This window comes from Inquilinus ginsengisoli (assembly GCF_031453975.1).
GTDB classification, from domain to species: domain Bacteria; phylum Pseudomonadota; class Alphaproteobacteria; order DSM-16000; family Inquilinaceae; genus Inquilinus; species Inquilinus ginsengisoli_A.
Genome location: NZ_JAVDPW010000012.1, coordinates 58,163 through 76,507, shown reverse-complemented (window position 1 = coordinate 76,507; position 18,345 = coordinate 58,163). Strand labels below are relative to the sequence as shown.

The following is an 18,345-nucleotide window of genomic DNA, read 5'->3' as shown; positions in this document are numbered from 1 at the left end:
GTATCGGAGCTTGCGCACCGGGCATCGGATTTGGTCCACTGCACCGGCGAGGGAGACGAGGGCCATGAACATCGGCGAAGCGGCGCGGCGCTCGGGCCTGCCGGCCAAGACCATCCGCTATTACGAGGAGATCGGGCTGGTCCACCCGGACCGGCGCGACAACAACTACCGTGACTACGGCGCCCACGCGCTGGAGGTGCTGCGCTTCCTGCGCCGGTCGCGTGAGTTCGGCTTCACCATCGAACAGTGCCGGTCGCTGCTGACGCTGTACGAGGACCCCACGCGCTGCTCGTCCGAGGTCAAGCACCTGGCATCGACCCGCATCGTCGAGATCGACGACAAGATCCGCGAGCTGGAGGCCCTGCGCGAGAGCCTGGGCAAGCTGGTCCATCAATGCCCCGGCGACCGTGACCCATCCTGTCCGATCATTGACGAGCTGGCCGGCACCCCCTTGGCGCACGCGGCCATCGCCGCGATGCGATGATCGCACGCCGCGCGCTGTTCCTGGTCAATCCCAAGGCCAGCCGGGCCGGGACCGGCCTCGACGCGGTGATCAAGACCCTGACCGATGGCGGGATCGAGCCGGTGCGGCCGATCCACGAGGATGTCGACACCCTGATCCGGCGCCACGCCGCGGCGGTCGACTGCGTCATCGTCGGTGGCGGCGACGGCACCCTGAACCACGCCGCGGCGGCGCTGATGGAGACCGGGCTGCCGCTGGGCGTGCTGCCGCTGGGAACCGCCAACGACCTGGCCCGGACCCTGAACCTGCCGGCCGACCCGGTGGCGGCGGCGCAGGTCATCGTCGATGGCTGGCTGCGCAGCATCGACCTGGGCGAGGTCAATGGCCGCCCGTTCTTCAACGTCGCCAGCCTGGGCATGAGCGTGGACCTGGCCAAGTCGCTGGACGGCGGCACCAAGAAGCGCTGGGGCCGCTTCGGCTATGCCCTGGCGGCGCTGCGGCTGGCGCGGCGGCTGGAGCGGTTCACCGCCGAGATCGAGGTCGACGGCCGCGTCATCCGCGGCAAGACCATCCAGATCGCGGTCGGCAATGGCCGCTACTACGGCGGCGGCATGACCATTTCCGAGGATGCCGCGCCCGATGACGGCATGCTCGACGTCTATTCGATCGAGGTCGACCACTGGATGTGGCTGGCGGCGATGTACCCCTCGTTCCGCGCCGGACGGCACGGCAAATGGGACGAGGTCCAGGCCTTCCGCTGCCGCGAGGTGCTGGTCCGCACCCGCCGGCCGCGCGACGTCAACACCGACGGCGAGGTCACCACCCAGACCCCGGCGCGGTTCCGGGTGCTGCCGAAGGTGATCCGGGTCTACGCCCCGCCGGCCAGCGCCGCGGTCACGCCCGGGTCGAAACCGGCCGCGGCGGGCTGACCGCGAGCAGCAGGGCGCTGCCCAGCGCCGCCGCGATCAGCGACCCCGCCAGCACGCCCAGCTTGGTCGCGGTCTGCAGCCCCGGGTCGTCGAAGGCCAGGGCGCCGATGAACAAACTCATGGTGAAACCGATGCCGGCCAGCACCGAGACGCCGGCGAGATGGGCGGTGGTCGCCCCCGCCGGCACCGCGGCGAAGCCCAGCCGGATCGCCGCCCAGGCGGTGACCCCGACGCCGAGCGACTTGCCCACCACCAGCCCGGCGGCGATGCCCAGCGGCACCGGCTCCAGCAGGCTGCCCAGGGTGGCCCCGGCGAAGGAGACGCCGGCATTGGCGAAGCCGAAGATCGGCACCACCAGGAAGGCGACGACGTCGTGCAGGCTGTGCTCCAGCCGCAGCAGCGGCGGCTCGTCCTCATCCTCCGCGGTGCGGTCGAGCGGCACCAGGAAGGCCAGCACCACCCCGGCCAGGGTGGCGTGCAGGCCGGATTTCAGCACGAACAGCCAGACCACGGCGCCGACCACGAGATAGGCCCACACCGCCTGCACCCGCAGCCAGTTGAAGACGCACAGCACGGCCACGCCGCCGGCCGCCCAGGCCAGGTAGGGCAGCGAGATCTCGCCGGTGTAGAACAGGGCGATGATCACCACCGCGGCGACGTCGTCGATGATCGCGAGCGCGGTGAGGAAGACCTTGAGCGACACCGGCACCCGGCTGCCGAGCAGCGACAGCACGCCCAGCGCGAAGGCGATGTCGGTGGCGGCCGGGATCGCCCAGCCGCGCAGCGCCGTGGGGTCGCCGATGTTGATGATGGCGTAGATGATGGCCGGGAGGATGACGCCGCCCAGCGCGGCGATGCCGGGCAGCATCAGCGTCTCGCGCGACGAGAGCTCGCCCTGCACGATCTCGCGCTTGATCTCCAGCCCGACCAGCAGGAAGAACACCGCCATCAGCCCGTCATTGACCCAGTGCAGCAGGGTCTTCTCGAGGCCGAGGCTGCCGAAGTGCAGGCCGATCGGCAGGTCCAGCAGCTGCTGGTAGGCGCCGGCGAGCGGCGAGTTGGCGGCGGCCACGGCCAGGGCCGCCACCACCATCAGCACGATGCCGCCCGCCGCCTCGATCTCGAGGAAGGAGCGGATCGCCGAGATCGGCTTGTGCACCAGCCAGGTCTTCACGGGGTCCGGCATCGGCTCCTATCCGGGCAGCGGCGTGTCGAGGCCGCCAGGGTGGGCGATCGGACCGCCGGGCTCAACCGGAATCGGGTTGCGGATGCAAGGCAAGCAGGCGATCGCATCGCCGGCCCGCTTTCGCGGGAATGACGGTCGGAGCGGAAAGAAACGGCCGAAGCCGCTATCTGCGCACCAAGAGCTCGCGGATCGCGACGCCACCATTCGGTAATATCATTAAATATTACATAAAATTGCATTCTATATTCAAGAATCATCAATTGACTCGCGATCATTACACAATTACTTTCATTATGAGTGTGATTCATCGTCAAATTTACCTTTTAAATCAAATAACAATGGAGGATAAAAATGCCTGCTTACTTCGTGTTCGTGCAACCATCAAGCCCCGGGCATGAATTCATCATCCAGCTCGATGACCAAACAAAAATACAGAAAGCCCGTGATATCCTGTCGGGCAAGGAAACGGAACAAATTCACGTTCACGGGCGGATCGTCAAACGGACGGCGCCGTACAATCCGAAATTCAGCTTCTACCTCGATCCCAGCACGATCGATTTCTTCTCCCAGGCGATCGAGGTCTGCGACGCGAACATGGTCTATGTCGAAGACCATATCGACGAGGCCTGCGGCGCCTTCCTGCCGGGCTGCCACTGGTGTCCCTGGGACTCCCGGCTGGAGCGCGAGATCACGCCGTAACCGGCCTTCGGCGACTTTCACCTTGGCGGCGGAGGTCTACTCCGCCGCCATCGCCCCGGCGCCTGACACCGCCGGCATCAGCCAGCCATCCTCGACCCGGAGATGCAGCCGCGCCCCCTCCTCCGGCGGCGGGCCGCGATGGGCGACGCGCAGCACCCGGTCGGGGTCGGCATCCGGCCGGCAATGCAGGATGGTGATCGCGCCTTCGAACACCGCGCGGTCGAGCCGGGCCGGGATGCCCGCCGCCGGATCGAGCGCCAGGCCCTCGGCCCGCAGGCAGGCGGTTTGTGACGGCGTGCGCCCCCCCGGGCCGCTGCGCAGCCGCACCGCATGGCCCCACAACTCGGCGGCGCACAGGCCGGCCCCGGCGCCGCCGCGCCATTCGACCGGCACCACCATGCCGCGGCCGACGAAATCCGCCACCATGGCCGTCGCCGGCTCGGCATAGAGCTGCCTTGGCGCAGCCACCTGCTGCAGCCTTCCGCGATCCATCACCGCGATGCGGTCGGCCAGCGCCATCGCCTCGGCCTGGTCATGGGTGACGTAGACCACGGTGGCGCCGAGCTGGCGGTGCAGCCGGCGGAACTCGGCCTGCAGCGAATCCCTGAGATGCACGTCGAGATTGGCCAGCGGCTCGTCCATCAGCACCAGCGACGGCGCCATCGCCAGGCAGCGGGCCAAAGCGACGCGCTGGCGCTGGCCGCCAGACAGGGTGTCGGGCCGCGCCTCGGCCCGGTCGGACAGGCCGACCGCTGCCAGCGCCTGGTCGGTGCGGTGGGTGCGGTCCGCCGCGGCCAGGCGGCGGATGCGCAGGGCATAGTCGACATTCTCCCGCACATTCATGTGCGGCCACAGCGCGTAGGACTGGAACACCATGCCGATGCCGCGCTCCTCCGCCGGCACCGCCGGCCCAGCCCCGGCCACCGTCCGGCCGCCGATGCGGATCACGCCGCGGTCCGGCGCGTCGAAGCCGGCCAGCAGGCGCAGCAGGGTGGTCTTGCCGCAGCCGGACGGGCCGAGCAGCGCCAGGAACTCGCCTTCGGCCACGGCGAGGTCGACGCCGTCGACCGCCATCCGCGCGCCGAAGCGCTTGCCGATTCCGGTGATGTCTACGGCAGCCATGGCAGCGATCCCCTGGGCAGGCGGCGGGCGAACAGGCTGGCGAGGCCGGCGAGGCCGAGCGTGACGATCACGGTCAGCACCGCGACGGCGGAGGCGGCGGTCGACGCCCCCTCGGCCTGCAGCGAGAACACGATGACGCCGACCGTCTCGCTGCCGCGCGACCACAGCAGGGCCGACACCGTCAGCTCGTTGAAGGCGGTCAGGAACACCAGGATGGCGGCGGTGGCGACCGCGGGCGCCACCATCGGCAGCATGATGCCGGCCAGGCGGCGCGGCCCGCCGGCGCCGGCGATCCGCGCCGCTTCCTCCGGCGCCGGGTCGGCCTGGGCGATCGCCGCCGCGATCGGGCGCAGCGCCAGGGCCAGGAACCGCCCGAGATAGGCGACCAGGATGATCCCCAGCGTGCCGTACAGGCTGACCCCGATCAACGGCAGCGGCCGCAGCAGCAGCATGATCACCGCGATCGCGGTCAAGACGCCGGGCAGCGCATAGGGCAGGTCGGCGACGGCGTCGAGCCAGCGCATCGCCCGCCAGCGCCGCGCCTCGGCGTAATAGGCCAGCACCAGCCCGGCCGCCGCCGTGGCCAGCGCCGCCGACCCGGCCAGGATGGCGCTGTTCAGGAAGGCGCGCTGGGTCGCGTCGTGCTGGAACAGGATATAGGCGAACTGGTCCAGGGTGGCCGTGGCGAAGGTCAGATCCACCCCCAGCGCCGGCACCAGGGCCGAGGCCAGCAGGGCCAGCAGCGGCGCCACCGCCAGCACGGCGAGGATCAGCCACAGCGCCGCCTCGACCCAGGGCCGGGCGCGGCCGAGCGGCAGCACCGGACCGGTCGGGCCGGTGCGCACCAGCACCGGTGCCCGCCGCGCCGCCCAGCGCTGCAGCCCGAGGCCGATCGCCGCCAGGATCGCCAGCACCAGCGCCAGCGCCGCGACCTCGCCCAGCACCGAGGGGCCGAAGCCGCTGAGCCGCTGGTAGATCAGGGTGGTCAGCACGCTGTAGCGGCCGGGGATGCCGAGCAAAGCGGGCACGCCGAAATTGCCGATCGCCGAGACGAAGGCCAGGGCGGCGCCGGCCAGGAAGGCCGGGCGCAGCAGCGGCAGCAGGATGCCGGTCAGGATGCGGGGTCCCCGGGCGCCGGCGGCGCGCGCGGCCTCGACCAGGTCGCAGGGCAGGCTTCGAATGGCGGCGGTGACGGCGAGGAAGACCAGCGCCGCATGCTCCAGCCCCATGATCCAGATCACGCCGCCGCCGGAATAGAGCGGATGGTTCGGCCACGGGCCGGTGACGGCGTCGAGCATTGCGCGGGCCGGCGTGCCGGCGTCGAGCAGCCGGATCCAGGCCAGGGCCGCGATCTGCGGCGGGATCAGCATCGGCAGCAGGCACAACAGCGCCATCGGCCCGCGGCGGCGCACATCGGTCAGCCCGATCGCCAGCGCCAAGCCGCCGCCGACCAGCACCGAGACGATGGTGGAACCGAGGCTGGCGACCAGCGTGTTCTGCAGCGCCCGCAGCGTCGCCCGGCCGCCGAGCATGGTCAGCGCCGCCTCCGGCTGCGCCAGCCCCTCGGCAAACAGGCGCAACAGCGGCAGGGCGCAGAACAGCAGGACATAGGCCCCGGCCGCGGCCGCCAGGGCGGGGTCGCCCCAGCGGCGGGGGCGGAACTCTATGGAGGTGGCTGCCAGGGAATCGGTCACGGGCGCGCTGGAACTACGATCGACGATCTCGGAACCTCCGCGTTTAACCCGTCAGGGCGACGACGCCTACGCCTCTTTGCTGTCATTGCCCGGCTTGACCGGGCAATCCAGGGGCCACCAAGAGCCGCTCTGGCCGCCCCTGGATGCCACGGTCAAACCGTGGCATGACAACTGAAAGAGCCAGTCAGGCCGCCCTCACCCCCCGAAGGCGTCGGAGAACTTGCGCTTGTTCTCGTCCACGCCTTTGGACAGCACCTCGTTCGAGACCGGCATCAGCTTCAGCGCCGACGCCGCCGGACGGCCCGGCGGCAGGGCGACGCCCGGTTTGCCGGGGATGTAGCCCTGCTTGGCCATGTAGGCCTGGCCGTCATCCGACAGCAGCCAGTTGACGAAGGTCTTGGCGTCGGCCACCTCGTCCGCCGTCTTCAGGATCGCCACCGGCTCGGTCACCACCGACACGCCGTCGGCCGGGTAGACGAAATCGACGGGCGAGCCCTTGGCCTTGGCGTTCAGCGCCATGAAGTCGACGATGATGCCATACGACTTCTGGCCGGTGGCGACCGCGTCCATCACCGTGCCGTTGCCCTGGCCGGCCACGGCACCGTTGGCCGCCAGCTTGTCGAGATAGTCCCAGCCCAGGCCGGACTGCGCCGCCACGGTGCCGACATGGATCACCGCGGCGCCGGAATAGAGCGGGCTGGCCATGATCACCTGGTCCTTGGCGGACGCGCCCAGCAGGTCCTTCCAGGAGGTTGGCGCCGGCACACCCGACTTGGTGTTCCAGGCGATCCCGGTCGGGATCAGCTTGGTGCCGAAGAACATCTTGTCGGGATCGGCGAAGCCGTCGGGGAAGCCGGCCAGCGGCGCGTCGGTGTAGGCCAGCAGCCGGTTGTCATCCTTCAACTGCTGCATCGCCACCGCATCGGCGATGAACACCACGTCCGGCTGCGGCGCGCCGGCGGCGAATTCGGCCTGCAGCTTGTTCAGCACCTCGGTGGTGCCGGAGCGGAAGAATTCGACCTTCACCTCCGGATGCGCCTTGTTGAATTCGGCGACCAGCGCCGTCATCGCCTCGTTCGGGGTCGAGGTGTAGATCATCAGCGACCCCGGCGCGGCCAACGCCGCGGTCGAGAGGGTGACGGTCAGGGCGGCGGACGCGGCAGCGGCGAGGAGAAGGCGGCGGAGCATGTGCGTCGATCCCAAGTATTTTAGACAATGGGTTGGGTGCTAGCAGGTTCCGGTTGCAGTTTCGTGACCGGATCGGCCGTCCAGGGCCCGCCCGGGCCGTCCGGCGGGACGAAACGCACCGGCAGCCCGTTGCCGACGCCCTTGGCCTCGAACGCCAGGCCCAGCCGGTCGCGCAGCACCCGCATGATGCCGGCATGCGCCACCACCAGCAATGGCGACGGCCCTGCCGCCAGCAGCGGCTCCAGCGCCACCCAGGCCCGGTCGCGGAACCCCTCCCAGCTTTCGCCGCCCTCGGGGACCATGAAATAGTCCGGGCGGTCGGCCACCAGCCGGCCCTCCCAGGCGCCCCAGCGGCGCTCGACCAGGCCGGCATCAGTGGTGACCGGCAGGCCCAGCGCCTGGGCCACGATCTCGGCGGTCCGCAGCGCCCGCCGCAGCGGGCTGGCGACGATGCGGCGGATGCCGGCGCCGGCCAGCAGGGCGGCGGCGTCGCGCGCCTGGGCCTCGCCGAGATCGGTCAGCGGGCTGTCCAGGGCGCCGGCGATCACCCGCTCATGGTTGGCGGCGCTCTGGCCGTGGCGGAGGAACAGGAAGGGCGGCATCGGTCAGATTTCCACCGTGTCGGGATTCGCGAGATCGGCGGGGGCGATGCGGGCCGGGGCGAAGGCCTTGGCCCAGACGTCGCGGTGGCGGGCGTCGCCGAAGGCCGGGATCACGATCTCCGCGCCGACTGCCCGCGACAGCTCGGCGTTCTGCGACAGGCGCGGATGCACCGGCCAGCGCAGCGCGATCGCCCGTCCCTCCTCCACCGCCCGCCGCGCCGGGGTGCCGGCGGCGATGTAGCCGGTGGCGACCACCGGGCCGTCGGCGGCGCCCCAGCCCTCCAGCAACGGCTTCGCGGCGCCCCCGGTGGCGTTCGGCTTGGCGGCGATGATCGGCCGCTGCGGCGGCGGCTCGAAGCTCTCGATCGGGTCGATCCGGCGGCGCAGGGATTCCAGCATCGAGGCGGCGCCGGGGCGCAGCCAGGCCGGGTCGGCGATCAGCCGGTCGATCATGTCGCGGTTGGCGTCGCACACCGCCGGCCGCTGCTCATGCGCCATCGCCGCGGCCAGCGCGATCTCCGGCCCGCGCCCGCCGGCCGGGGCCAGCAGCAGCGACCGCTTGGCGGCGAAGACCGGGGCGAAGGCGGCCAGCCGGTCCTCATGCCGTGTGTCGTCGTCGCCATAGGAGGCGTCGAGGATGGCGAGGCGGGCGGAGGGCGGGCTGCGGTCGACCGCGAAGACCACGGAATCGAAGCCCATGTCGCCGGCATAGAACAGCCCGGCGCCGATCGCGAGATGCAGCCACACCCCGCCCGGGGCATGGCCGGACCGGCCGCAGGTGACGACGAGGCCGCCCGGCAGGGTGTTGCGGCCGAGGGCGAGCGGCCGGCGGTCGACCGCCAGGTCCCGCGGCAGCGCTTCCAGCACCGGCGGGGTGGCATGGACCGGCAGCGGGCCGAACCGCTCCACCGCCTCGGGCAGGGCGTCGACATGATCGGGATGGGCGTGGCTGAGCAGGATGGCGTCGATGCGGCCGAGCCCGGACAGGTCGGGCCGCATGCCCTCGTCCGGCCCGGCGCCGCAATCGAGCAGCAGGCGCAGCCCGTCCGCCTCCACCAGGAAGCAGGCGGGGCCCTTGCCCCCGACGCCTGAGATCGCCCGCACGCTCGCCGCCATCTGATCCTCCGGATCGTCGGACCTGCGTAGCCGGGATCGCCGCGGGACGCCACCCCTTCGCCGGCCGGGCAGCGATGCCGGATCGATATCTCTGAAACAAGGATCGCCCGGGTTCAATCCCGGCCGGGAGAGCACGACGTTGGAGGGCAGGCCTTCCCCGCGGCTCACCCTGGAAAGAGCGACCGATGACCATTTCCCGCTCCGGCAGAAACACCGTCGCGCTGGCCGCCATCTGCCTGGCGGCGCTGATGTTCGGCCTTGAAATCTCCAGCGTGCCGGTGATCCTGCCGACCCTCGAACATGTGCTGCATGCGGATTTCAAGGACATGCAGTGGATCATGAACGCCTACACCATCGCCTGCACCACGGTGCTGATGGCCGCCGGCACGCTGGCCGACCGCTATGGCCGCAAGCGCATCTTCCTGGTCAGCCTGGCGGTGTTCGGCATCACCTCGCTGATCTGCGGCGTGGCGGAGAGCACGCCGGTCCTGATCGTCAGCCGCTTCCTGCAGGGCATGGGCGGTGGGGCGATGCTGATCTGCCAGATCGCCATCCTATCGCACCAGTTCCAGGCGGGCCGCGAACGCGGCAGGGCCTTCGCCACCTGGGGGATCGTGTTCGGCACCGGCCTGGGCTTCGGCCCCATCATCGGCGGCATGATCGTCGCCGTGTCGAACTGGCAATGGGTGTTCCTGGTCCATGTCGTGCTGACCGCCCTGACCGTGGCCCTGGTGTTCGGCAGCGTCGAGGAATCCCGAGACCCGCAGGCCAAGCGGCTGGACCTGCCGGGCATCGTCACCCTGTCGCTGGCGGTGTTCGGCCTGACCTACTTCATCACCCAGGGGTCGGATCTCGGCTTCGGCAGCGCCGCCGCCCTCGGCATCATCGCCGCCGCCGCGGCCAGCTTCATCGCCTTCATCGTCGCGGAGCGGCTGAACCCCTATCCGATGTTCGACTTCTCGGTCTTCGGCATCCGCAACTTCTCGGGCGCACTGATCGGGTCGGTGGGCATGAATTTCAGCTTCTGGCCGTTCATGATCTACCTGCCGATCTATTTCCAGAGCGCGCTGGGCTACGACGTCGTCACCGCCGGGCTGTCGCTGCTGGCCTACACCCTGCCCACCCTGGTGATCCCGCCGCTGGCGGAGCGGCTGTCGCTGCGCTACCAGCCGCGCCTGGTCATCCCCTTCGGCCTGTTCACCATCGGGCTGGGCTTCATCCTGATGCGGATCGGCAGCGGCGCCGACCAGGCCGGCTGGCTGACCATGCTGCCGGGGTCGCTGGTGGCCGGCACCGGCCTGGGCCTGACCAACACGCCGGTGACCAACACCACCACCGGCTCGGTGCCCAGCACCCGCGCCGGCATGGCCTCGGGCATCGACATGAGCGCCCGGCTGATCACCCTGGCCATCAACATCGCGCTGATGGGCTTCATCCTGCTGGAAGGGGTGCTGTCCTCGCTGAGAAGCGCCCTGCCCGGCGCCTTCGACGCGGCGCAGCTGCGGACCCTGGCGGAACGCACCGCCGCCGGCAATCTGGGGGCGCTGCCGCAGGACTTCCCCGCGCTGTCCGCCCTGGATCCGTCCGGCACCGTGCTGCATGCGGCCCTGGTCCACGGCTTCGGCCTGGTGATGCTGTATGGCGGCATCGGCGTCTGGGTCCTGGCCGTGGCCAGCTTCATGGTCTTCGGCCCCCGCAACGCCGAGGCTGGCGCGGCCGGGTTGGCCGCCTGCTCCACGGCGGAGAAGTAGCCCGCCCTGCCCCATTCGGGACGGTTGACTCCCGCATGAAACGTTTCATAGTTGCGGGATGTCGCAGCGGAAGACGACGATCCGGGAGGTCGCGTCGCGGGCCGGCGTCTCGCTCGGCACGGCCTCCAACGTGTTCAACGACAAGACCAGCGTCGCCGCCGAAAGCCGGCAGCGCGTGCTGGATGCGGCCGAGGCGCTGGGCTATCGCCCCAACAGCCTGGCCGCCGGGCTGCGCCGCCAGCGCACCCGCACCATCGGGCTGGTGGTGCCCGACGTGCTCAACATCGTGTTCAACGAGCTGGTCGAACACCTCGAGAACCTGGCGCTGTCGCAGGCCTACGAGGTCATCATCGTCACCTCGCGCGAGGACCCGGAGCGCGAGCATGAGCGGGTGCGGGCGCTGCTGTCGCGCCGGGTCGACGGGCTGATCATCATCCCGACCCGCGACTGGTCGGCGACCGAGCGCGAGATGCGGCATCACCGCATCCCGGTGGTGGTGCTGGACCGCGTCGCGGCGAAAGACCATTTCCCGTCGGTCGCGTCCGACAACGCCGCGGCGACCCGGGCCGGAACGGACTACCTGCTCGGCCTCGGCCACCGCGACCTGGCCTTCGTCATCAATTCCACCCGGCTGTGGAACAGCGCGGCGCGGGTCGACGGCTTCCTGGCGGCGATGCGCGATGCCGGGCTGCAGGACCGCGCCCGGGTGCTGCTGCCGGGCATGACCGAGGAGGAGACCCGGGCCGGGGTGCTGCCGGTGCTGGCCGGGCCGGATCGGCCGACCGCGATCTTCACCGGCAGCAACGTCGCCACGCTGGGCGTGCTGCGCGCGGTGCAGGATGCCGGGCTGGCGATCCCGCAGGACCTGTCGCTGCTGGCCTTCGACGATTTCGCCTGGCTGACCGTGCTGCGGCCCTTCGTCAGCGCCATCCGCCAGCCGACCGAGGCGCTGGCCGGGCATGCCTGGCGCATCCTGACCGCGGGGTTCGAGGCGCCGGACCGGGCGGCGGAGCACATCCGCCTGCCGGCGCCGCTGATCGCGCGCGAAACCACGGCTGCGCCACCAGCGATGAAAGCTTTCAGCCCGGCACGGAGGCGGGCGACGGAGGAGGCCGGACCGCCGTAGCAGCCAACCGGGCGGACGCAACGAAGCCGCCGAGACCGATGGGGGAGGAGACGTGTCGACCACTGCCACAGAGAGTGTGGGCACAGAGAGACCGGCACCGGGCATCCCGGCGCTGGAGGCCGTCGGCATCGGCAAGGCCTTCGCCGGGGTCACGGTGCTGCACGGCGTCGACCTGGCGGTGTTCCCCGGCGAGATCCACGCGCTGATGGGCGAGAACGGCGCCGGCAAGTCGACCCTGATGAAGATCCTGGCCGGGATCCACACCGACTATGACGGCACGGTCGCGGTCGACGGCGTGCCACGCCGCTTCGCCGGGGTGCGCGACGCCGAGGAGGCCGGCATCGGCATCATCCACCAGGAGCTGAACCTGGTGCCGGGCATGACCGTGGCCGAGAACATCTTCCTGGGCCGCGAGCCCCTGCGCGGCGGCATCTTCGTCGACGGGCCGGCCCTGCGCGCGGCGGCCGCCCGGCTGATCCGCCGCCTGGGCATCGCCATCGACCCGGACGCCCGGGTGGCCAGCCTGCGGGTCGGCGAGCAGCAGCTGGTCGAGATCGCCAAGGCGCTGTCGCTGGACACCCGCATCCTGATCATGGACGAGCCGACCTCGGCCCTGTCGCCGGCGGAGTGCACCACCCTGTTCGCGGTGGTGCGCCAGCTGGCCCGCGACGGCGTCGCGGTGGTCTACATCTCGCACCGGATGGACGAGGTGATGGACCTGGCCGACCGCGTCACCATCCTGCGCGACGGCCGTCCCGTCGCCACCGCGCCGATCGCCGCGCTGACCCGTGAGCGCATCATCGCCCATATGGTCGGGCGCGAGCTGGCCGCGGCGGCGCATCCGGCGGGGCGGGACGCCGCCGGGGCGCCGGTGCTGAGCGTCCGCGACCTGTCGCTGGAGGTGCCGGGACGGCGCGGCGGCTGGCGCCGGGTGCTGGACGGCGTCGGCTTCGACCTGCATCCCGGCGAGATCCTGGGCATCGGCGGGCTGCTGGGCGCCGGCCGCACCGAGATCCTGGAGACCATCTTCGGCTCCGCCCGCGGCCGCCGCGGCGGCACCGTCCGCATCGACGGCGCCGAGGTCGCGATCGACGGCCCGATCGCCGCCAAGCGGCACGGGCTGGCGCTGGTGACCGAGGACCGCAAGGTCACCGGGCTGCTGCTCGGCGCCTCGATCCGCGACAACCTGGCCCTGCCTTCGCTGCCGCTGCTGTCCCGGCTGGGCATCCGGCTGTTCGGGCGCGAGGCGGCGCTGGCGCGCGACACCATCGGCCGGTTGGGGGTGCGCTGCACCGGGCCGCAGCAGCCGGCCGGCCGCCTGTCCGGCGGCAACCAGCAGAAGGTGGTGATCGGCAAGTGGCTGGCCACCGCGCCCCGCGTGCTGCTGCTGGACGAGCCGACCCGCGGCATCGATGTCGGCGCCAAGAAGGAGATCTACGACCTGGTCTTCGCCCTGGCCGGCCAGGGCATCGCCATCCTGCTGGTCTCCTCCGAACTGCCCGAGCTGCTGCTTCTGGCCGACCGCATCCTGGTGATGTGCGAGGGTCGGCAGACCGGCCTGCTGTCCCGCGCCGAGGCCAGCCAGGAGGCGATCATGCACCTCGCCACCGCCCGCACCCCCACCCGATCCGCCGAGATTGCGTCATGACCCTGCTGCGCCTGCTGTCCCGCACCAAGCTGTACTGGGGCCTGCTGGTCATCCTGCTGATCGGCGTCGCCTTCTCGCCGGTCACCGGCAGCGGCAAGAACATCTTCCTGTCCTACGGCAACCTGACCGACGTGCTGCGCCAGGTCTCGATCACCGGCCTCGCCGCGGTCGGCATGACCGTGGTGATCCTGATCGCCGGCATCGACCTGTCGGTCGGGTCGGTGATGGCCTTCGGCACGGTGCTGACCGCGACGCTGCTGACCCAGGCCGGCTGGACCAGCGCCGCCGGGGTCGGAGTGCCGGCCGCGATCGCCGTCGCCTTCGTCGCCGCCTTCCTGCTGGTCCGGTTCGTCGGACGGGGATTGCGCCGCACGGCCGGGCCGGTCGGCGCCCGCCACCGCGCGGCGGCCGACCCGCTGCGCGACGGCTGGGTGCCGGGCGCCGCCGGCCTGGCGCTGGCGGCGCTGGTGGCAGCCTGGCTGGTGCCGCAGGTCGACACCAAATTCGGCGTCCCCGCTTTGCTGGTGGCGGTGCCCTGTGCCGGGCTGATGGTCGGCGCGGTCAGCGGCGCCATCATCGTCGCCGGCCGGCTGCAGCCCTTCATCGTCACCCTGGCGATGATGGTCGGCATGCTGGGCCTGTCGCGGCTGACCGCGGGGCAGGACAGCGCGGTGCTGCCGGTCTATGCCGGCACCAACGCCACCGAGGACATCGAGCTGCTGCGCAGCATGCTGTGGGGCGTGCTGCCGGTGCCGGGCCTGTTCTTCCTGGCCGCCGTCGCCGTGTTCGCGGTGCTGCTGCGCCTGACCGTGTTCGGCCGCTACGTCTACGCCATCGGCGGCAATGAGGAGGCGGCACGGCTGTCCGGCATTCCGGTCGACCGGGTCAAGATCGCCGCCTACGCCTTCTCCGGCATGCTGTCGACCCTGGCCGGCATCCTCTATGTCGCCCAGTACCGCCAGGGCAAGCCGGACGCCGGGGCGGGGCTGGAGCTGGACGCCATCGCCGCGGTGGTGATCGGCGGCACCAGCCTGATGGGCGGGCGCGGCGCGCTGGCCGGCACCCTGGTCGGGGTCCTGATCTTCGGGCTGCTGTCGAACATCCTGCAGCTCCACAACATCAACTCAAACCTGCAGCTCGTGTTCAAGGGGGCGATCATCATCGTCACCGTGCTGCTGCAGGAGCGCAACCTGGCCGATCTGCTGGCGCCGTTCCGCACGGCGCGCGCAGCCCGGCGGGACCCCGCCGCCCGATCCGAGGCGCCGGGCCAACAAGGATCGTCGCTGATCCATCGGGAAGGAACGCAACCATGAACCGTCGCGATCTTCTGAAGACCACCGCGCTGGCGCTGGGCGCCGGCGTCACCCTGTACCTGCCCGCGGGCTGGACCGCGGCCCGCGCCGCCGACAAGAAATGGCGCATCGGCTTCTCCCAGGCGACGACGCTGGAGCCATGGCGGGTGCAGTTCAACAAGGACATCAAGGCCGAGGCCGAGAAGCAGCCCGATGTCGAGCTGCTGATCGCCGACGCCGAGGACAAGACCGAGAAGCAGGTCGCCGATGTCGAGAACTTCATCCGGCAGGAGGTCAACGCCCTGCTGATCTCGCCCAAGGAATCGGCCGGGCTGACCGGGGTGGTGGAGAAGGCGATCGCCGCCAAGATCCCGGTCTTCGTGCTGGACCGCAACGTCGACACCCAGGGCTACACCCAGTTCATCGGCGGCGACAATGTGGTGATCGGCAAGGCGGTGGGCGACTTCGTGGTCAAGACCCTGGGCGGCCCGGGCAAGGCCGCGGGCAATGTGGTGGAGATCTGGGGCGGCCTCGGCACCCAGGCCTCGCATGACCGGTCCGACGGCTTCCACGCCGTGGCGGACAAGGAGCCCGGGCTGAAATACCTGCTGGACAAGCAGTCGGCCGATTGGAAGCAGAACCTGGCCTACGACATCATGACCACGGCGCTGCGCAACTTCGAGAAGATCGATCTGGTCTACGGCCACAACGACCCGATGGCCTATGGCGCCTATCTCGCCGCCAAGGATGCTGGGCGCGAGAAGGAGATCAAGTTCGTCGGCGTCGACGGGCTGCCCAACGAGGGCGTGGTCTGGGTCAACAAGGGCGAGCTGGCGGCGACCTTCCTGTACCCGACCCCGGGCGCCGAAGGCCTGCGCCAGGCGGTGAAGCTGCTGAAGGGCGAAAAGGTCGAGAAGACCATCGTCCTGCCGACCGAGACCATCACCAAGGAGAACGCACCCGAGATCCTGAAGCGGAACGGGCTGCTGTAGCACCGGCCGCAGGTTGGGCTCGCCGATGGGCGGGCCCGGCCTGCGCCTGGACTGCGGACCCCTTGGATCGACGCAACAACTGTAAAATTTTATCTGATTTCTGGTTGCAGTTCCCTCTGGGCATCTTCAGAAATTAACATTATCTTAAGCTTCCAGTTTGCAGATCATTATTTCACGAACGATGTATTTCGAGACATCAGGACGCGCCCGACCGGCATTTCGACTTCGGCGCGGCCTGATCCCCGAGGCATCGCGGGTTTGTCCTCAACGCCGCACCGGGACGGACACCATGGCCTTCAGATTCTGCCTCGCCGCGTGCCTGTTCCTGGCCGCCTGTGGCAACGTTACCACCGGTGACGCGCCGCTGGTCGGTGAAGGGCCGGTGACCGATGTGCCCTATCCCGGCATCCTCATCCCCGGGCTGCCCCCCACCGCACCACCGCGGGTTGCAGCCCTGCCCGAGCCGTCATCGCCCGACGCCATCGCCGAGGTCGGCGCCGGGCCCGGCTGCGGCTCGGGCCGGCTGGGCCCGGCGCAGCGCGCCATCTGCGGGTCGCCGACCGCGCTGTGGCTGGACCGCCAGATCGACGGCATCCAGGGCTGGAAGATCGCGGCGACCGGGCCGGCGCAGGTCGGCCCCGGAAAGACCGACGCCATGCGCCTGGCCGTGCGCCGCTGGGTCGAGCAGTGCGGCGCCGACATCGCCTGCATCCAGACACGGCAGTTCGGCATGCTGCGCACCCTGACCGCGGCGATCGACCCGGCCGGATGGGGCGGCCGCTACGACGGCCCGCATTGGACCATGTATGTGCTGCCGGCCCAGTATGTCGGCGAGGTCAACGTCTTCTTCCATCTCGACCACAACGGCCATGAATGCGCGGTCGCCCTCACCGGCGTCCGCCTCGACCTCGACGACCGCTTCCCGCTGCCCGACCTGCGGGACGGCGCGATCGGCGGCCGCGACCGGCTGTACCTGGCCGACCCGCTGAATCCGTCCGCCCTGATCCGGTTCACCCGGGTCGGCACCAAGGTCTGGATCAACCGCGACGGCCGGACCCCGGCGCTGGACCGGCAGTGCCGGGCCGGCGCAATCTACGGCGAATACCGCAAGGCCGAGGCGAAGAAGCCGGTGGTCAGCTATCTCGGCGCCCCGGGGCTGGAGCCCCTGCCGCCGCACATCATGATCCCGGGGGCGTGAGTCACCTCCGAAGCGCCGCCAGCCTACGCCGCCTTCGCCACCCTGGCCGCGCCGAGGCCGCGCTCGAGGTCGACCAGGATGTCGTCGATATGCTCGATCCCGACCGAGAGCCGGACATAGCCGGCGGAGACGCCGGTCGCCTGCTGCTCCTCGGCGGTCAGCTGCGAATGGGTGGTCGAGGCCGGGTGGATCGCCAGGCTGCGGGCGTCGCCGATGTTGGCGACGTGGTACAACAGCTGCAGCCCGTCGATGAAGCGGCGCCCCGCCTCGGCCCCACCGGCCAGCTCGAACCCGACCAGGCCGCCGAAGCCGCCCTTGAGGTAGCGCTCGGCCCGGTCGCGCGCCACCCCGGTCTGCAGCGACGGGTGGATCACCCGCGTCACCTCCGGCTGCCGCGCCAGGAAGGCGGCGACGGCACTGGCGTTCTGGGAATGCCGCTCGATCCTGAGCGGCAGCGTCTCCAGCCCCTGCAGGATCTGGAAGGCGTTGAACGGTGACAGCGCCGAGCCGAGGTCGCGCAGCAACGTCGTCCGCGCCTTGACGATGTAGGCCATCGGGCCGAGCGGCTTCGTCGCCTCGACCCAGACTGCGCCGTGATAGCTGGGGTCCGGCGTGTTCAGCGCCGGCTGCCGCTCGGGATGCGCCGCCCAGTCGAAATTGCCGCCATCGACGATCAGCCCGCCGATCGAGGTGCCATGGCCGCCGATATACTTCGTGGTGGAATACACCACCACGGCGGCGCCGTGCTCGAACGGCCGCAGCAGGACCGGGGCGGCGGTGTTGTCGACGATCAGCGGGATGCCGAATTCGCGCCCGATGGCGGCCACTTCCGCGATCGGGAACACCGTCAGCTTGGGGTTGGGCAGGCTTTCGGCGTAGAAGGCGCGGGTGCGGTCGTCGACCGCACGGCGGAAATTCTCCGGGTCGGCCGGGTCGACGAAGCGGACCTCGATGCCCTGGTCCTTGAGCCGGTTGGCGAACAGGTTCCAGGTGCCGCCATAGAGGTCGGTCGAGCTGACGATGTTGTCGCCGACCCGGGCCAGGTTCTGCACCGCGAAGGCCGAGGCCGCCTGGCCGGAGCCGACGGCGAGCGCCGCGGCCCCGCCCTCCAGCGCCGCGATCCGCTGTTCCAGCACGTCGTTGGTCGGGTTGCCGATGCGGCTGTAGATGTTGCCCAGCTCCTCCAGCGCGAACAGCTTCTGCGCGTGGTCGGTGTCGCGGAACTGGAAGGAGGTCGACTGGTAGATCGGCACCGCCACGGCGCCGGTCGCCGGATCGGCCCGCCAGCCGGCATGGAGGGCGAGGGTTTCGGGGCGCAGCGCCGGATCGGACATCTCTC

At 70.6% G+C, this 18,345-nt stretch carries 16 protein-coding genes; 9 read left to right on the top strand and 7 right to left on the bottom strand.

What is annotated here, in order from left to right; translation table 11 throughout:
- Nucleotides 1–64 precede the first annotated feature (64 nt).
- Together cueR and E9232_RS29725 are read left to right on the top strand one after the other, a co-directional pair.
- Complete coding sequence (gene cueR, locus E9232_RS29730) at nucleotides 65–484, top strand: Cu(I)-responsive transcriptional regulator (protein ID WP_309800407.1); 420 nt, start codon at nucleotides 65–67, stop codon at nucleotides 482–484.
- Nucleotides 481–1,392, top strand: coding sequence for a lipid kinase (locus E9232_RS29725; protein WP_309800405.1), 912 nt, complete (start codon nucleotides 481–483; stop codon nucleotides 1,390–1,392). Before cueR ends, E9232_RS29725 begins: the two co-directional genes overlap by 4 nt.
- On the opposite strand, the gene nhaA is transcribed toward E9232_RS29725, so the two are convergent.
- The gene (nhaA, locus tag E9232_RS29720; RefSeq protein ID WP_309800401.1) at nucleotides 1,358–2,578 is read right to left on the bottom strand and encodes a Na+/H+ antiporter NhaA; all 1,221 of its coding nucleotides are present in this window, start codon (nucleotides 2,576–2,578) and stop codon (nucleotides 1,358–1,360) included. The two genes, E9232_RS29725 and nhaA, sit on opposite strands and share 35 nt — an antisense overlap.
- Before the next feature lie 351 nt (nucleotides 2,579–2,929).
- On the opposite strand from nhaA, the gene E9232_RS29715 reads away from it, so the two are divergent.
- Nucleotides 2,930–3,277 carry a BP74-related protein gene (locus E9232_RS29715; RefSeq protein WP_309800399.1) on the top strand — a complete coding sequence of 116 codons (348 nt, stop codon included), beginning with the start codon at nucleotides 2,930–2,932 and terminating at the stop codon, nucleotides 3,275–3,277.
- Nucleotides 3,278–3,313: 36 nt separating this feature from the next.
- Here E9232_RS29715 and E9232_RS29710 read toward each other — a convergent pair whose 3' ends face one another.
- The 5 genes from E9232_RS29710 to E9232_RS29690 all read right to left on the bottom strand — a co-directional run bounded on the left by E9232_RS29710 (nucleotide 3,314) and on the right by E9232_RS29690 (nucleotide 8,999).
- Nucleotides 3,314–4,399, bottom strand: a complete 1,086-nt coding sequence (locus tag E9232_RS29710; protein ID WP_309800398.1) for an ABC transporter ATP-binding protein — start codon at nucleotides 4,397–4,399, stop codon at nucleotides 3,314–3,316.
- The gene (locus E9232_RS29705) at nucleotides 4,387–6,093 is read right to left on the bottom strand and encodes an ABC transporter permease (protein ID WP_309800396.1); all 1,707 of its coding nucleotides are present in this window, start codon (nucleotides 6,091–6,093) and stop codon (nucleotides 4,387–4,389) included. The genes E9232_RS29710 and E9232_RS29705 overlap by 13 nt, the downstream gene beginning before the upstream one ends.
- Nucleotides 6,094–6,288: 195 nt before the next feature.
- Nucleotides 6,289–7,281 carry an ABC transporter substrate-binding protein gene (locus E9232_RS29700; RefSeq protein ID WP_309800394.1) on the bottom strand — a complete coding sequence of 331 codons (993 nt, stop codon included), beginning with the start codon at nucleotides 7,279–7,281 and terminating at the stop codon, nucleotides 6,289–6,291.
- A 20-nt stretch (nucleotides 7,282–7,301) separates the two neighbouring features.
- Nucleotides 7,302–7,883, bottom strand: coding sequence for a histidine phosphatase family protein (locus E9232_RS29695; RefSeq protein ID WP_309800392.1), 582 nt, complete (start codon nucleotides 7,881–7,883; stop codon nucleotides 7,302–7,304).
- Between the two features lie 3 nt (nucleotides 7,884–7,886).
- Entirely contained in the window at nucleotides 7,887–8,999 is a 1,113-nt protein-coding gene (locus tag E9232_RS29690) for an MBL fold metallo-hydrolase (RefSeq protein WP_309800390.1), read from the bottom strand.
- A 185-nt stretch (nucleotides 9,000–9,184) separates the two neighbouring features.
- Between E9232_RS29690 and E9232_RS29685 the strand changes: the two genes are divergently transcribed.
- From E9232_RS29685 to E9232_RS29660, 6 genes are all read left to right on the top strand, one after another.
- Complete coding sequence (locus tag E9232_RS29685; protein ID WP_309800388.1) at nucleotides 9,185–10,750, top strand: MFS transporter; 1,566 nt, start codon at nucleotides 9,185–9,187, stop codon at nucleotides 10,748–10,750.
- Nucleotides 10,751–10,808: 58 nt separating this feature from the next.
- The gene (locus E9232_RS29680; protein ID WP_309800386.1) at nucleotides 10,809–11,876 is read left to right on the top strand and encodes a LacI family DNA-binding transcriptional regulator; all 1,068 of its coding nucleotides are present in this window, start codon (nucleotides 10,809–10,811) and stop codon (nucleotides 11,874–11,876) included.
- 76 nt (nucleotides 11,877–11,952) lie between these two features.
- A complete protein-coding gene (locus tag E9232_RS29675; protein WP_309800385.1) occupies nucleotides 11,953–13,524 on the top strand; it encodes a sugar ABC transporter ATP-binding protein in 1,572 nt (523 codons plus the stop codon).
- Nucleotides 13,521–14,837, top strand: coding sequence for an ABC transporter permease (locus E9232_RS29670; RefSeq protein WP_309800383.1), 1,317 nt, complete (start codon nucleotides 13,521–13,523; stop codon nucleotides 14,835–14,837). Before E9232_RS29675 ends, E9232_RS29670 begins: the two co-directional genes overlap by 4 nt.
- Nucleotides 14,834–15,808 (top strand): substrate-binding domain-containing protein, encoded by a 975-nt coding sequence (locus tag E9232_RS29665; RefSeq protein WP_309800382.1) that lies wholly within the window; start codon nucleotides 14,834–14,836, stop codon nucleotides 15,806–15,808. Before E9232_RS29670 ends, E9232_RS29665 begins: the two co-directional genes overlap by 4 nt.
- Before the next feature lie 289 nt (nucleotides 15,809–16,097).
- Nucleotides 16,098–17,006, top strand: a complete 909-nt coding sequence (locus tag E9232_RS29660) for a lysozyme inhibitor LprI family protein (RefSeq protein ID WP_309800380.1) — start codon at nucleotides 16,098–16,100, stop codon at nucleotides 17,004–17,006.
- A 23-nt stretch (nucleotides 17,007–17,029) separates the two neighbouring features.
- Here the strand turns inward: E9232_RS29660 and E9232_RS29655 are convergent, their stop codons facing one another.
- Nucleotides 17,030–18,340, bottom strand: coding sequence for an O-acetylhomoserine aminocarboxypropyltransferase/cysteine synthase family protein (locus E9232_RS29655; protein WP_309800379.1), 1,311 nt, complete (start codon nucleotides 18,338–18,340; stop codon nucleotides 17,030–17,032).
- Between the last annotated feature and the right edge of the window lie 5 nt (nucleotides 18,341–18,345).